15 protein-coding genes are annotated in these 13,351 nt (G+C 34.9%); 9 read left to right on the forward strand and 6 right to left on the reverse strand.

What is annotated here, in order from left to right; translation table 11 throughout:
* Positions 1 to 20: 20 nt before the first annotated feature.
* Both ACHUE4_RS08250 and ACHUE4_RS08255 read right to left on the reverse strand, forming a co-directional pair.
* Complete coding sequence (locus ACHUE4_RS08250) at positions 21 to 362, reverse strand: cell division protein FtsK (RefSeq protein WP_394188896.1); 342 nt, start codon at positions 360 to 362, stop codon at positions 21 to 23.
* A gap of 322 nt (positions 363 to 684) precedes the next feature.
* On the reverse strand, positions 685 to 1,590 hold the full coding sequence (locus ACHUE4_RS08255; RefSeq protein ID WP_394188897.1) for a LysR family transcriptional regulator: 906 nt from the start codon (positions 1,588 to 1,590) through the stop codon (positions 685 to 687).
* A 131-nt stretch (positions 1,591 to 1,721) separates the two neighbouring features.
* On the opposite strand from ACHUE4_RS08255, the gene ACHUE4_RS08260 reads away from it, so the two are divergent.
* Complete coding sequence (locus ACHUE4_RS08260) at positions 1,722 to 2,090, forward strand: class I SAM-dependent methyltransferase (RefSeq protein ID WP_394188898.1); 369 nt, start codon at positions 1,722 to 1,724, stop codon at positions 2,088 to 2,090.
* Between the two features lie 312 nt (positions 2,091 to 2,402).
* Here ACHUE4_RS08260 and ACHUE4_RS08265 read toward each other — a convergent pair whose 3' ends face one another.
* Positions 2,403 to 2,897: an NUDIX domain-containing protein gene (locus ACHUE4_RS08265; RefSeq protein ID WP_394188899.1), complete on the reverse strand. Its 495-nt coding sequence runs from the start codon at positions 2,895 to 2,897 to the stop codon at positions 2,403 to 2,405.
* A gap of 378 nt (positions 2,898 to 3,275) precedes the next feature.
* On the opposite strand from ACHUE4_RS08265, the gene ACHUE4_RS08270 reads away from it, so the two are divergent.
* Complete coding sequence (locus tag ACHUE4_RS08270) at positions 3,276 to 4,013, forward strand: alpha/beta fold hydrolase (RefSeq protein ID WP_394188900.1); 738 nt, start codon at positions 3,276 to 3,278, stop codon at positions 4,011 to 4,013.
* A gap of 46 nt (positions 4,014 to 4,059) precedes the next feature.
* The gene (locus ACHUE4_RS08275) at positions 4,060 to 4,542 is read left to right on the forward strand and encodes a DinB family protein (protein ID WP_394188901.1); all 483 of its coding nucleotides are present in this window, start codon (positions 4,060 to 4,062) and stop codon (positions 4,540 to 4,542) included.
* A gap of 10 nt (positions 4,543 to 4,552) precedes the next feature.
* Here the strand turns inward: ACHUE4_RS08275 and ACHUE4_RS08280 are convergent, their stop codons facing one another.
* Positions 4,553 to 5,371 (reverse strand): protein-glutamine gamma-glutamyltransferase, encoded by an 819-nt coding sequence (locus ACHUE4_RS08280; RefSeq protein WP_394188902.1) that lies wholly within the window; start codon positions 5,369 to 5,371, stop codon positions 4,553 to 4,555.
* A gap of 108 nt (positions 5,372 to 5,479) precedes the next feature.
* Here ACHUE4_RS08280 and ACHUE4_RS08285 point away from each other — a divergent pair, with 108 nt between their 5' ends.
* The 4 genes from ACHUE4_RS08285 to ACHUE4_RS08300 all read left to right on the forward strand — a co-directional run bounded on the left by ACHUE4_RS08285 (position 5,480) and on the right by ACHUE4_RS08300 (position 7,830).
* Positions 5,480 to 5,653 carry a hypothetical protein gene (locus ACHUE4_RS08285; RefSeq protein WP_394188903.1) on the forward strand — a complete coding sequence of 58 codons (174 nt, stop codon included), beginning with the start codon at positions 5,480 to 5,482 and terminating at the stop codon, positions 5,651 to 5,653.
* A 131-nt stretch (positions 5,654 to 5,784) separates the two neighbouring features.
* The gene (locus ACHUE4_RS08290; protein WP_394188904.1) at positions 5,785 to 6,603 is read left to right on the forward strand and encodes an SDR family NAD(P)-dependent oxidoreductase; all 819 of its coding nucleotides are present in this window, start codon (positions 5,785 to 5,787) and stop codon (positions 6,601 to 6,603) included.
* A 162-nt stretch (positions 6,604 to 6,765) separates the two neighbouring features.
* A complete protein-coding gene (locus ACHUE4_RS08295; protein WP_394188905.1) occupies positions 6,766 to 7,305 on the forward strand; it encodes a P-loop nucleotide/nucleoside kinase family protein in 540 nt (179 codons plus the stop codon).
* 204 nt (positions 7,306 to 7,509) lie between these two features.
* Positions 7,510 to 7,830: a hypothetical protein gene (locus tag ACHUE4_RS08300; protein ID WP_394188906.1), complete on the forward strand. Its 321-nt coding sequence runs from the start codon at positions 7,510 to 7,512 to the stop codon at positions 7,828 to 7,830.
* A 62-nt stretch (positions 7,831 to 7,892) separates the two neighbouring features.
* Here the strand turns inward: ACHUE4_RS08300 and ACHUE4_RS08305 are convergent, their stop codons facing one another.
* Positions 7,893 to 9,047 carry a phosphatidylglycerol lysyltransferase domain-containing protein gene (locus ACHUE4_RS08305; protein WP_394188907.1) on the reverse strand — a complete coding sequence of 385 codons (1,155 nt, stop codon included), beginning with the start codon at positions 9,045 to 9,047 and terminating at the stop codon, positions 7,893 to 7,895.
* Between the two features lie 80 nt (positions 9,048 to 9,127).
* Entirely contained in the window at positions 9,128 to 10,783 is a 1,656-nt protein-coding gene (locus tag ACHUE4_RS08310; protein ID WP_394188908.1) for an ABC transporter substrate-binding protein, read from the reverse strand.
* Between the two features lie 100 nt (positions 10,784 to 10,883).
* On the opposite strand from ACHUE4_RS08310, the gene ACHUE4_RS08315 reads away from it, so the two are divergent.
* Entirely contained in the window at positions 10,884 to 12,158 is a 1,275-nt protein-coding gene (locus ACHUE4_RS08315; protein WP_394188909.1) for an MDR family MFS transporter, read from the forward strand.
* A 59-nt stretch (positions 12,159 to 12,217) separates the two neighbouring features.
* A complete protein-coding gene (locus ACHUE4_RS08320; RefSeq protein WP_394188910.1) occupies positions 12,218 to 13,315 on the forward strand; it encodes a threonine aldolase family protein in 1,098 nt (365 codons plus the stop codon).
* Positions 13,316 to 13,351: the final 36 nt, after the last annotated feature.

Consider the following 13,351-nt stretch of genomic DNA (forward strand, 5'->3'; position numbering starts at 1 on the left):
TACTAAAACAAAGGATTGTATCAGATTATTAAGTGGTGAATTTTACCTGCGAGAAACATTGATAATCCCATCAAAGAAAATACTATACCCACAATAAACGTCCAAGGATTATCTTCTTTTTCTTTTTCAAAAGTAAAAAATGTTACTATACAAAAGATAAGAGTAATAACAGAAAAAGCGTATTGGGGGAATAAGAAAGAAACTCCACCAAGAATCATTCCTACCGCCCCATACGGATTTTGAGTTGGTATGCTGTCTATATATTTTATATCATCATCGGTTAAACCCTCGTTCCTGTCTCCCCATATGTCTATGCCCTTCGCTCTGTTGAGGAAGTCGATAATTTTTTTAAATATCTTCATATGTCACCTGCTTAGCAAATTTAAACTTTTTTTAATTCTTGTACTAAAATGCCCTGTTAGATGAGAAAGTATAAACGATTTAGCATAGGTATCCCAAAATACCCTATTAAGATGCTAACAAATAAAACCGAAAAATAACTCCAATTCAATAATCTTTTCAAAGCATTTCCCCCAATAATTGTTATGTGCTTAATACCTCTAATTGAACTAAACTGCTGCGTTAGTTAAAGAAGAAAAAAGCTCTACTCCTTATTTAATTAAAGCACTCGAGCCATAAATAAAGTTTTGGAATAATAGCTACACCACAGATCTTGAAAAAACATTACGTTCTTTCAGGGGAGTTTTTAATTTGGAACTTAAAAGCATTAACAAATGTCTTAGCAGCTGGCGGTAAGCTACTTTCTGATTCTAAACTTACTAAAGATATTTCACGGAATAAAGATGGGAAATCAGTTGATTGGATTTTTACTAACTTTTTGGATTCTAAAAGATCAATTACCATTGATTCAGTTACAAGCGTTATTCCATTCTTTGAAAGAACTAAATCTAAAGCTGTAGCTGGAGGTAATTCTAATGAATCTATGCCAGTGAAGATCATTGATTTTTGCCAATGTTTACTTTCCTCACTCCAATCCACAATTATATATGGCTTACCTTCTTTTATTACATCGGCAGTACTAAGGTTCTTATTAATTGATGAAACTAAGGGATGTGAATAGTGAGCTACTAATATTAGTGGTTCTTTAAAAGAAACGATACTCTTTAAGTCTGTATTAAAATAAGGATTTGTCATAAACCCGATTTTAACCAATCCATCATATAGCATTTCAACAATTTGCTGATTATGTCCTGTATGTATCTCTAAATTTATTTCAGAGTAGTTTTTATTTAGATTAGCAATTACCGAACTAAATAAACCTGAAGTAAATGATGGTAGGGTTCCAATAGTAACATGACCCAATTTTCCCTCTCGAATAAGATTCGCTCTTTCAATCCCTTTATTTAGAATTTCAAGAACTTGTCTCGCGTAAGGCAAAAAACCTTTACCTACCTCTGTAAGTTCTATCCTTTTTCCAACACGATAAAAAAGGCCACTCCCAACCTCCTTTTCTAATCCTTGTATTCTAATACTAATAGTAGGTTGAGAAAGATTCAGGTGTCTTGCTGCTTTACTAAAACTACCCAATCTTACAACATGATCGAATGCATCTAATTGTTTAATGTCCAAGAATGTCCCCTCCTTATCTATAAAAAATATTAATAATAGGTATAGATAACATTACATTGTTTTATACATCTACTCTACTATAATTTACATAAGAACTATAGAGAGGTGGAATTATGGTGTGCCTACAAAGAATGCAAAAACGTATTGACTTACAATATCAGTCACCAAAGGGAATGTTAGGATTATATTTTGGGGAAAAAATGGTTTTACAGCATCGACCAGAAACAATTTGGACAATCGATTTTTTGGATCTTAAAAAAGATGAAATGATATTAGAACTCGGTTGTGGAGCTGGATACGCAATGAAACTTCTCCTTATAAATCCTACCGTAAAACAAGTAGTAGGATTAGACTTATCTAAATCGATTCTTCGATCAGCTAAAATAAGAAATATACGCAACATTAGTAAAGGTATAGCTAAATTTGTGCAGGGTAATGTAAGTAATATACCTTTAGAAAATGAAAGGTTTACCAAAGTATTTAGTATACATATACTATAACCCTTTGTAATGGAAAGAACGGGGAAACTTGGAGTGGTATACAAAAAATGTTGGATCAACAATTACTTCCTTTAATGATACAGAGTGGTTTCAAAAATGTAAAAATATTAAAAGGACCTTATTCAAGACAGTTCCACACTATAGCTGTTATTGGAGAAAAATAAACTTCATATAAAAAGGGATGTAACAACATAAAACCTTTTTATGATGTTACATCCCTATCTTATTAAAATAAACTGCTGCGTTAGTTTAAGAATAAAAGGCTCTACTCCTAATTGAAGTAAAGCACGCGTTAGTTGAAGAAGGAAGTAATTAGTTTCTCATTGCTTCACCATAAGCTTGATTTAGTTTATGTTCTTCTATCAAGTCAATGTTTCTAGCGTTAGTTGTATAATCCTGTAAATAAGAACCGATATTAGCATACATTTCAACATTTTGTAACTCCGATATTGGTAGCCATTTAACATCTATTTGATTCGAATCTGGATCTTCTGGAAGTTTTGGAGTTGTGTTGTTTATTATTTTGCATTCAAACATCATAACTAGTGTATGGATCTTCCCAAACTTTTCAAGATTAAGATGTGGTGTATATTCATAAACAAAGGCTAAAGGACCAACTTCTACATCTATACATGCCTCTTCTTTAGCTTCTCTTTTAACTGCATCAGTAATAGATTCATTTGGTTCTGTTCCGCCAGCAGGTAAATCATAGACGATACCTCTTAACTGGTCATTATATACCGTTAATAATATATTATTATTTTCTATGATAATTGCACCTGCTCGTACTCTGATATGAAACTGCATTTAATATCCCCCTATATGTATTTTCAATATGCTACATTATATCGATGAAAATGCCCTCGATTAATTTATAAAATTCAACGTTAAATAATAATATCTTTTATTTGTTCTTATTCAACTAACCAGCTTACGTTAGTTTAAGTGAACACTTTCACAATTTTTTATTAATTTTAACATAAACATCCATTGAGAAATTCATTTCCCATATTCATTAACCATTATTCAACCTTCTCCATAACAGAGCCTAATAATAAAATGGGTATGTATCAAATATATGGTAATCTTATATGTAGATGAATTGAGATTGGTGGCTAACGGGATAGGTTAGTGTAACACCAATAAAAATTGCCATGATGTAGAACTAAACTTATGGAGGACACAATGAAAACAAATATAGATGAGGAAAAGGTAAGTATTAGCGGGACGGACCTATATTATGAACATATTGCAGATTCTAACGATAAGCTAACGATTGTGTTTGAATCTGGGTACGGATGGGATTTAAGCAATTGGAATCCAATCAGGGATGAAGTTTCGAAGTTTGCAAATATATTTATGTATGACAGAGATGGTGTGGGTAAAAGTGCGAAAAGCAATAAACCAAAACATAGTATTCAAATTATAGAGAACCTTAGAGGTCTGCTGCAAAAACTAGACATAAAACCACCATATGTATTAATAGGACATTCATTCGGAGGACTAAATGTAAGACTATATACAAGCAAATACCCAGAAGAGGTAGTGGGAGTAATCCTTTTAGACTCGGTTCATGAAGATCAAAATAAAAAAATGATTTCGTTTTTCAATAAGAAAATTCAAGAAGAATATTTAGGACAGTTCACAGTCGAAGGTTCTCTAAGTGAATTTGAGGAAAGTCTGGAACAAGTAAGGGGTACAAGTCTTGGAAACATGCCACTTATCGTTATGACAGGGGGGACACAGTTACATCATACAACAGAATCAATGACTGTTTGGATGGAATTCCAAAGAGAACTCGCTAATCTATCGTCAAATAGTACTCATCTTATTGTTAAAGAAGCTGGACACGCTATCCATATCGACCATCCTCAACCAGTTACAAAAGCGATTATTAAAATGCTGGAAATTATTAAAGTATAGAGCTTTCTTATAGACTTAACTAAGTAGTTAAAGGAGAGGAAGAAGTATGAAAGAAGAACATTTATTTGAGCAAATGAAATTATGGCGTAGATGGACTGTGGAGTTTCTCCGTACAATTCCGGAAGATGTCATAGACAAAATTCCACCAGGTCATAACAACAGTATCAGATGGAATGCTGGTCATATCTTAGTAGGATGGGATAATACAATGTTTCCAGCCCTTAATGAGGAAAGACAAATGCCTCTATCTTATCACGTCCTTTTTCCGAGTGGTTCTGAACCCCAACATTGGGTAGAACAACCTCCTTCATTGGAAGAGATAATAAATCGATTGGAAGAACAACCTATTCTTATTGAACGAGCATGTAAAGGTCATCTTGATGACCCACTTAAAGAGCGGTTCTTAGGTATGGGAACATTAGGTGAAATGCTTATTTTTCATATTAATCATGAAAATCTACATATGGGGATAATTAAAAGCATGAAACAAGTGCTTGTAAATAGATCACAGTATAACTTATTCAACTAAGATGTAGCTATTAGAACATATATCGATCAATTGGAACCGAACTTTCGTTATGATGGAAGATTTGTTGGTATTTATAAACCGAATAACCAAGTTGCGATATCGAAAGTTTCGCCAAATAGGTAAAAGATGGTCTTCCAATTTTATTTGTCAGATATGCGATTTGGTTTGCCCCTGGCTTTCTCACTTGATTCAGCGAATGAATCATTTGTTCAGCTGTCAGTATTCCTAATCCATGCCCAAAGAACGAATCATCTCCAAGAACAACAGCATTTTCTCCTCTCCAATAAGGGGTTCGTGGATCGAAGTCCGGATTATTAAAATAGACAACATCTCCAGGCAGAAGATGGGTTGTATAAGTTGCATTTATTCCAAGGTCAGGATCAGCATGCCAGCCATACAAATAGATGTTTTGAAAGAATTGGTTAAATAAAGATTCACCTAAAACGTTTAGGACTGCGTGGTAATAAATAATGAGAATTGCAGTTGCACATTCGAACGCATATTGTGAACTGTTCGTGTAGATATCCTGAATCGCGTCTGATGGTTTTACCCCATTCAGCAGCAAGAATCCGCCGGACTTCGTCAAATGCCAGTATTGAGGATTACAAAAAGATTTTGAAAAACTTTCAAACCTCACATTGCTTTGATTCATAGCTCTTGCTCTTAATAGTATATTTTTTCGTAACTTAAGTTCAAAAGATAATTCACCTATGGATTGATACGAGTAAATGACTGTATCTTCAATCATTCGTTGAAAAATCATCCGTTCGATACTACCAGGCAACCAGAGTTCACCTTGTTGAAAGGGCATCCCCGCTAGTTGAATCATAATATACCTCTTTCTATGTTCGCGTATTTCATTCTTACCTAGCATATTCAAGAATTATATTAATGTGTGATTTTTGAGTGAAATATTGGAAATGAAGGAGGGATTCGCTTGGAAGAACTTCCATATGTAATAATAGTTTCGATTGTAACGTTTATTAGTTGGATTGATTATAAAAAGAAGGTTAAGAAAGCTGAAAACGAAGAAGAAATAAGAAAGGCATTAGTTCCTTTTCTTTTAGTATTGCTTCTATTTGCTACATCTATTTCAATGTTTCTTACTTAAACTACAGTGGTTCTTTTTCTTATTGAACTAAAGCGCCATTAGTGGGACAAGTATTAATACCAATATGTATGAACAAAAATGTGAAATTTTATTGTATTTAAAATTGAGATAGATAAGGGAGTTAGGAACATTTGAAACCATTACAAGGGAAGATTGCTGTTGTTACAGGTGCATCCCGTGGAGCGGGTAGAGGGATTGCCTTCGAACTAGGCAGTGCAGGGGCGACCGTATATGTGACAGGTAGGAGTATAAAGGGAGCTACAACCGATAATCGATCAGAAACCATTGAGGAAACTGCCGATGGCGTCACTTTACGAGGAGGTAAGGGCATCGCCATACGATGTGACCATACTAGCGACAATGACGTGAGAAACCTGTTTGAGCAAATTGAAAGAGAACATGGTCGGATTGATATTTTAGTAAATAGTGTATTTGGTGGCTCTGAAAGTTCTCTCGCATCAGGAGAAGGACGACATTTTTGGGAACGACCAGTGGAGCATTGGGATGCTATGATGGTTGCTGGACCGCAAGCTTATTTGCTGACTACTCGATACGCTGTACCTTTAATGAAGCAACATCGTATAGGGTTAATTGTAAATATCACATTTTTTATCAAGGACCAGATTTCAGGTAATTTATATTATGATTTAGCTATGAATGCTATCAATCGAATGACCCTAGTGATGGCAAAGGAATTAAAGGACTTCAACGTTTCAACCGTTGCTGTTTGCCCAGGTTGGATGAGGACAGAAAGAGTGGCAGATTCAGGTTTTGGACCAGAGGATGGAACAACGGAAACAACAGCTTATGTAGGTCGTGCAGTTGTGGCATTGGCAACAGACTCCACGGTATCAAAGGTTTCAGGCGATACAATGATGGTGGCTGATCTAGCGAGAAAATATGGTTTTACTGATGTAGATGGAACTCAACCTTTGCCATATGGAGGATGATCGGGTTTCTGTACAATAGGGGCAAGATTGTAAAAGATTAATTTCTAATAATTATGAAATGTTGTACTTCGATGTGTATGGATTCTCACACAAGGAGGCAAATCTTAGCTGAGCAGCACCGACTGATGTGTTGACTTATCATGACAATAAGGAAGTGTAATGATGTTTTTTCTTCAAATGTCTGGTTTTCCTGGTGCAGGGAAATCGACTCTTGCTAAACAAATAGCTAAACTTACGGGTGCAGTTATAGTCGATCATGATGTTGTGAAATCGGCCTTATTAAATTCGTTGAATGACAACTCAATCGACCATCAATTGGCAGGGAAAATTTCATATGATATTGATTGGTCATTAGTCGATTTCTATTTGTCTCAAGGACAAAGCGTAATTTTAGATAGTCCTTGTTTTTACATGGAAATGGTTGAAAAAGGTGTACATCTTTCTGAAAAACACAAGGTAGAGTATAAATATATTGAATGTTATTTAAACGACAGTAAAGAAATTAAATTCAGACTGGCGAATAGAGAACGAATGGTGAGTCAAATTGAAAACATATCCTCCGAAGAAGCTTTTAATGAATGGGTGAATAATAGCAAAAAACCCGTGGGACATGAGTGTTTGAGAGTGGATTCAAGTATGCCTATAGAAAATTATATAGATAACGTTCTTAACTATTTAATGACTAAGTCAAATTCTAATTGAAACATCTTTCAATATTTTAGGTTTTCAATTGAGCGTAAGAGTAAATTCTGCTCTGTCATTTTCAGATGTATTCCCCTGCATATACATATCATAATAAAACTGTTTTAGTTCGAAATTGCCGTATCATATGTTCAGTACAATCAAGAAGTGATATAGTAAATAAGAATTATACAAATGACAATTAAGTGGATGGGGATGTTGAGAATGTCAGTTTCAAGAATTTTAAAATGGGTTACTGGTGGAATGGAAGCAATTTTAGCGATTCCGATTTTAGGAGCAACAATCGTAATCGGATTTTTATGGGTTCCATTAGCGATTATGCTTGCGTTGCATATTGTCACACTCGTTTTAACGAAAAAAGATGAGGGATCAACAACAGGGAGTATCCTTGGAATTGTGACTTCTTGTATTGCGTGGATTCCTTTTGTGGGAATGATTATGCATACTCTAACAGCCATATTTTTAATGTTAGATGCAGCAAAATCTGATCGTGAAGTAAGAGTTAATGGTTTTGATGTGAATTAAATTTTTTATTGAATATAGATAAAGGCATCTTAGGGACTTTAAATCCTAAGATGCCTTTTGCTTTATCCAGCTCTTTTTAAGAGAAGTTTAATTTTATTTACAAAGATAGGTTGAGGTACGGGTGATTTATGAATGACTAAATAGATCTGTATTAGTGCAATAGGAAGGAAAGACTCTTTATACGCCAAGTACTTTGGTTCCCACACACTGGCAAATTTACTCTTGAATTCTTTCAATCCTTTAATATTGTAAGACGACTTTCCGTATGAAGACAATAAGTGAATCATCTTCTCACTAAATAAAGAATCTTTTGAGTTTCCTACATTCGCTAAAGGAGCCATACCTAAACTACAGCTTTGGTAATTATGATTCTTTGCCCACCTCATGATCTCAATAAATAAGAAATCCATCGCCCCGTTTTCGGAATTTGGGATTTTTCGCATGAGGTCAATAATTAAGGTCTTGCGATAATTAGAAGCTAACGTTACAAATGCCACTGTTTGTCCATTTGAATCATAAAGCAGTGCAACAGGAAAGCGTTCTATATATTCCTTGCTAAACGATACAACGGAAAAACTTTTTTCTTTTTGAGTACCTAGCCATGCGTTCGAAACGACTGATAGGTCTTCAAGAAACGCATCTGAATAGGGAGGCGTTGCTACACGAAATGTATATCCGAGTCGAGAAAATTTATTGGATGTTGTTCTTAATTTCGCACCTTGTTTGCCTTCAAGAGTAAAAGTAGGGAGGGTAACCTTTCCTTCTTCACCCAGTTTCATTAATCGATAGCCAGTCTCTCGGTATAGATGCATATGTGAAGGACTTATTTGATAGAAAAGAGGCTTCAAGCCTTTTCTCATACAATCCTTATAAAATTCATTGATTGCCTCTTGGAATGATGAACTTTCTCCAATTGGGTCTCCTAATACAATCGCTCGATGAAAATTTATTTTATAAGCAATCAGCACTTTTCTGTCTTTTGACCAGAAGAGCTGTTTGTCTTTTAAAAATATAAGGTGAGAAATATGATTTCCCCCATGTGTCATCAAAAATGTTTGAAGCATACGATCATTAAACTCTTCAATCTTATTGGGTGTAAACTCTTTAGAAGACTTTTTATTTAAATAAAATGCGTAAATTATGACAGCTAGTAACGAAAAATAGATTAAATATAGTGAGACAATTTCAAGTTTCAGTTCAATTCCTCCTTGTACCATGGAACTTTATAAAGATAGCATACAGAAGGAATGTATTCTATATAGAAATGGTTTTTATTGAAAGAAAGAAGGATTCAAATTCACTTGATTCCCGGACGTACCCACAATTTAGAAAAGTCTACGTAGCCGAAGTGCTTAATCGTAATGTTCATTAAATCTGCTGAGAATGGGATTTGACGTTTTTCATAATAAAGCGGAATCATAATTGATGATTCTAGTAAGGCTCTTTCAACCTTCAAATTTAAAGCAGTCCATTCATGGAATGGTGTGCGGGCATATTCATTCATGTAATTAGTCAATGTGTTATTTGTTTTTATTATTTTCGCTAACGGTGAGTAACCATTTTTTAAAAAGTGGTAAAAAGAAAAGTTTTGATTCAACTCGAAAACTTCGCCATGAATGAACAAATCCACTTGTTGGTTATTTTCGCTATTGGTTATGGTATCTTCGAATGATATCCATTTTATTTCAACGGGGATCCCTTCAGACTCAAATGTTTCTTTTAGCCATTGAGTTGTGTTTTCTGTGTAACCGACGAGTTTCATAATAAGTGTTCCAGTAAATTTAGGACGTTCTACTTGAGGAACAACATAGTGTTGGTCCTGTCCAAACAGACAGCTTTTTTGGTTTGGTAATGCTCGAGAAGATACCCGACCAATATCATGACGGTGCTTTGAAATCACATAGTGGATGTAATCTCTTACTTCTTTTCGTTGAATGTCAGTGTTGCGGAAAGTATTCATAATGACGACACCAAACCCTGAATCGCTTTCAACTTCAAATGTATCTTTTACATCCTCTTTTGTTGAAGAACGGTATACGATGTCGAAATCTTTAGGTACTTGCACAAATTCTACTTCATCAAGTAATGGTCTTTCTTGAAAATAATCTTTAAATGCAAATAAAGTCGTTTTTAAATCATGGCTATTTTCAGCGTAAAATGCGCCTGTTCCTAAAAGCTGGTCTTTACTTTCTTTGTAAATACTCGCATTTAACGTCCCAATCATTTGTAGAACATAGCTACAACCATCCGGAAAACAAATATCTATTACTAATGGAGCAATAACCTTAATTTTTTGAATAGGTTGCCACAGCTCCTTAAAATGAGCGTCCTTGCGAAGCTTTTCTAAACAATCAACAACATCTTCGGCTAATAAAATCGAACCATCATGAAATTTAACATCTTTTTTTAAGTAAAGTCTTAGCTTTGTTTTGGATTCATCCCAACTGTGAGCTAGCTCTGGATAGATAACGCCTTGATTATCGACTGTGACTAATCGATTAAAAACATTCGCCACCATATTTGCGCTATGTACTTCCGCAGCCTTTAAAGGATGCATGGTGAGTAACGGATAACGTCTTGGAATAATGAGCTTGTCTATTTCATTTGCACTTTGAACGTAACCTAGTCTTGAACTGAATTTATTCATTAAACGAAGTTTACTATCTTTAGACCAATCGAATAAAAGATATTTACTACTCATTTCAATGGGTTCAATTTCAATCAACTTCATTAGCTGTTCTTCAAATACTTCTTCTACATCCTTCATCCATTGTAGTTTCGATACATTTCCGCGACCTTTACCAGATGTAAAGGTTAGCCAGCCTTGCGTAACCCATTTTTGGATATAACGAGTTGTTTGTTTAGAACTTAATTGAAGAATCTCCGCAATTTCCTTTTGTTTAATTTCACCAGAGTCAACAGCATTCCATAATGTTAAAAGATAATGATCCATCTTAACCTCCTCTTGCATAAGTGGACATTTTTATACTAATTGTCTATTTTTAGGAACTTGAGTCTAGTTTAATATACAAAAGACAGAGGAGGTATGCAACATGAATTGGAAAGACTATCCACAAAATATTAAAGTTCGTTTAATCACTTCTTTTTTTAACCGCGCAGTATCGTCAGCAGTTATGCCATTTATGGCATTGTTCTTTGCTCTAGAAATGAGTAAGGTGTGGGCTGGAATTTTTTTAGTATTTACTGTCATCATAAGTTTTTTTATTAATTTAATTGGCGGATATATATCCGATCGATTTCCACGAAAGAAGGTTTTATTATCTACCTCTTCGTTAAGTGCAGTGATGTTTTTACTGATGACGATTAGTTTAATTCCTGTAAATAATGTTATTTGGTTATTTGCCATTGCGTATGTAGGGTTTGTCATTACAAGTAGTCTAGGCAGACCAGCGATGCATGCCATTATTATCGATTCCACTACGCCTGAAAATCGAAAGGCAGTATATGCGATTGATTATTGGATGATCAATTTGTCGATGGCAATTGGTGCTGCATTAGGTGGCTTGCTGTATGTAAATCACCAAATTGAGTTATTTGTTTTGCTGAGTGTTACTTCTGCGATTCTTCCAATCTCTTATAAAATCTGGCTTATTGATGAACATACAAATCGTTTAGAAAAGCAACATCAAAACGTATTTATCGATTTAATTCAAAATTATAAAGTTGCTTTTCAAGATCGACCATTCGTTAAAGTTGTTGTTGGATCGATGTTCATTTTTGCAGCGGAATTTTCTTTAAATAGTTATATTGGTGTTCGATTGGCAGAAACTTTTAAGACCGTCAATATTGGTGATTTTGACATTGGTGGAGTTCGTATGTTGAGTATTTTAAATATCGAAAATATGTTACTCGTTGTTTGTTTAACCTTTTTTATTACCAAATTTACAGATCGTTTTAATAAGCAAAAAATGATGTTAGTTGGACTTATTATTTATGGAATCGGTTATGTAACGATTACTTCTGCAAATTCGTGGTATCTGCTCATTATCTTTGGTTTTATCGCGACGATGGGTGAGTTAATTTATTCGCCGATTCGAAATGCTGAGCAGGCCAACATGATGCCAACTGATAAGAGAGGGTCATATTCTGCATTTTCAAATCTGTCATTTTCAGGAGCTGACTTAATCGCAAGATCTACAATCATAATTGGTGCATTCTTAATACCTACGATGATGTCGGTTTATATCGGAGTCATCCTAATGATTGGTATATTTCTCGTTTATACCGGGTTATTTGTGAAGAGCTCCCAGCCGTTATTAAATAAAAAAGCGATTTTGACTACAACAATGAAGATGTTTATAAAATAATCAAACTGCTATATATTTAATCTAGTAAGCAAATGGGTGTATAGAGGGGCGATCACACAATGAGTAGTAGTAAAGCATTATTCAAAGCTTTTAAAGAGTCCAACATTCAATTGGCCGGACATGGTAAGCGAAATGTGAAAGTCCTTAAAGAAGCATTTCACCAAGTTGATGGAGATTTAGAGAGTGACATTTACGGAAGCGGGAAAATTATTGAGGATTTCCAGAACAAAATGGCTGCTTTTTTAGGTAAGGAATCTGCCGTATTTTTCCCGAGTGGTACGATGGCTCAACAAATCGCTTTACGCATTTGGTGTGACCGGAAAAATGTGAAGAAAGTCGCTTATCATCCTCTATGTCATTTAGAGATTCATGAAGCAGATGGCTTAAAAGAATTGCATCACATTGAGACTGTTTTGTTAGCAGATAAGACCAGAGTGATTACCTTAGAAGACGTAATGAATATGGAAGAAAACATCGCGTGTTTGTTGCTGGAATTACCTCAACGAGAAATTGGAGGGCAATTACCTGACTTTGAAACGCTAGTAGAAATATCGAAGTATTGTCGTGAAAAAAGGATTCAGTTGCATTTAGATGGTGCACGTTTACTGGAAATTCTTCCGTATTACCAGAAATCAGCTGCTGAAGTTTGTGGTTTGTTTGACAGTGTCTACATCTCTGTTTATAAAGGAATCGGAGGTATCGCAGGGGCGGTGCTTGCAGGTGACAATGATTTCACACAGGAATCGATGGTGTGGAAGCAACGATATGGTGGGAATTTAATCAGTCTCTATCCGTATATCATTTCGGCGGATACTTATTTTGATCAACGTGTAGACAAAATGGACCAATATTACCGTGATGCTAAAGATTTGGCTAACCGATTTAATTCATGTCATGCGGTGACAACTATCCCTGCAGTACCTGTTTCAAACATGTTTCATGTACATTTTGATGCTTCAAAAGAAGAGATGGAGCATATCTTAAAAGAAATTATGGAGACTTCTAATGTGGGTATCTCAGGTTATGTAAGAGAAACAAGTGATCACTCTTGTAACTTTGAAGTAAGTCTTGGTGATCAGTATGAAAGCATTACTGAGGACCAATTGAACTCTGTTTTTGACATGCTGAACGAACGAATGAAGAAAATTAAAAATTGATCACATGAATTAACCTCCCAGTTCCTTTTTAGGTAC

Source organism: Paenisporosarcina quisquiliarum (assembly GCF_043641925.1).
Taxonomy (GTDB): domain Bacteria; phylum Bacillota; class Bacilli; order Bacillales_A; family Planococcaceae; genus Paenisporosarcina; species Paenisporosarcina quisquiliarum_A.

Excerpts from the sequence above, each read along its gene's own strand:
- ACHUE4_RS08270 (WP_394188900.1), top strand. The coding sequence starts at position 3,276 with ATGAAAACAAATATAGATGAGGAAAAGGTAAGTATTAGCGGGACGGAC.
- ACHUE4_RS08250 (WP_394188896.1), bottom strand. The coding sequence starts at position 362 with ATGAAGATATTTAAAAAAATTATCGACTTCCTCAACAGAGCGAAGGGC.
- ACHUE4_RS08275 (WP_394188901.1), top strand. The coding sequence starts at position 4,060 with ATGAAAGAAGAACATTTATTTGAGCAAATGAAATTATGGCGTAGATGG.
- ACHUE4_RS08260 (WP_394188898.1), top strand. The coding sequence starts at position 1,722 with ATGCAAAAACGTATTGACTTACAATATCAGTCACCAAAGGGAATGTTA.
- ACHUE4_RS08320 (WP_394188910.1), top strand. The coding sequence starts at position 12,218 with ATGAGTAGTAGTAAAGCATTATTCAAAGCTTTTAAAGAGTCCAACATT.
- ACHUE4_RS08305 (WP_394188907.1), bottom strand. The coding sequence starts at position 9,047 with ATGGTACAAGGAGGAATTGAACTGAAACTTGAAATTGTCTCACTATAT.
- ACHUE4_RS08295 (WP_394188905.1), top strand. The coding sequence starts at position 6,766 with ATGTTTTTTCTTCAAATGTCTGGTTTTCCTGGTGCAGGGAAATCGACT.
- ACHUE4_RS08280 (WP_394188902.1), bottom strand. The coding sequence starts at position 5,371 with ATGATTCAACTAGCGGGGATGCCCTTTCAACAAGGTGAACTCTGGTTG.
- ACHUE4_RS08315 (WP_394188909.1), top strand. The coding sequence starts at position 10,884 with ATGAATTGGAAAGACTATCCACAAAATATTAAAGTTCGTTTAATCACT.
- ACHUE4_RS08310 (WP_394188908.1), bottom strand. The coding sequence starts at position 10,783 with ATGGATCATTATCTTTTAACATTATGGAATGCTGTTGACTCTGGTGAA.
- ACHUE4_RS08265 (WP_394188899.1), bottom strand. The coding sequence starts at position 2,897 with ATGCAGTTTCATATCAGAGTACGAGCAGGTGCAATTATCATAGAAAAT.
- ACHUE4_RS08300 (WP_394188906.1), top strand. The coding sequence starts at position 7,510 with ATGTCAGTTTCAAGAATTTTAAAATGGGTTACTGGTGGAATGGAAGCA.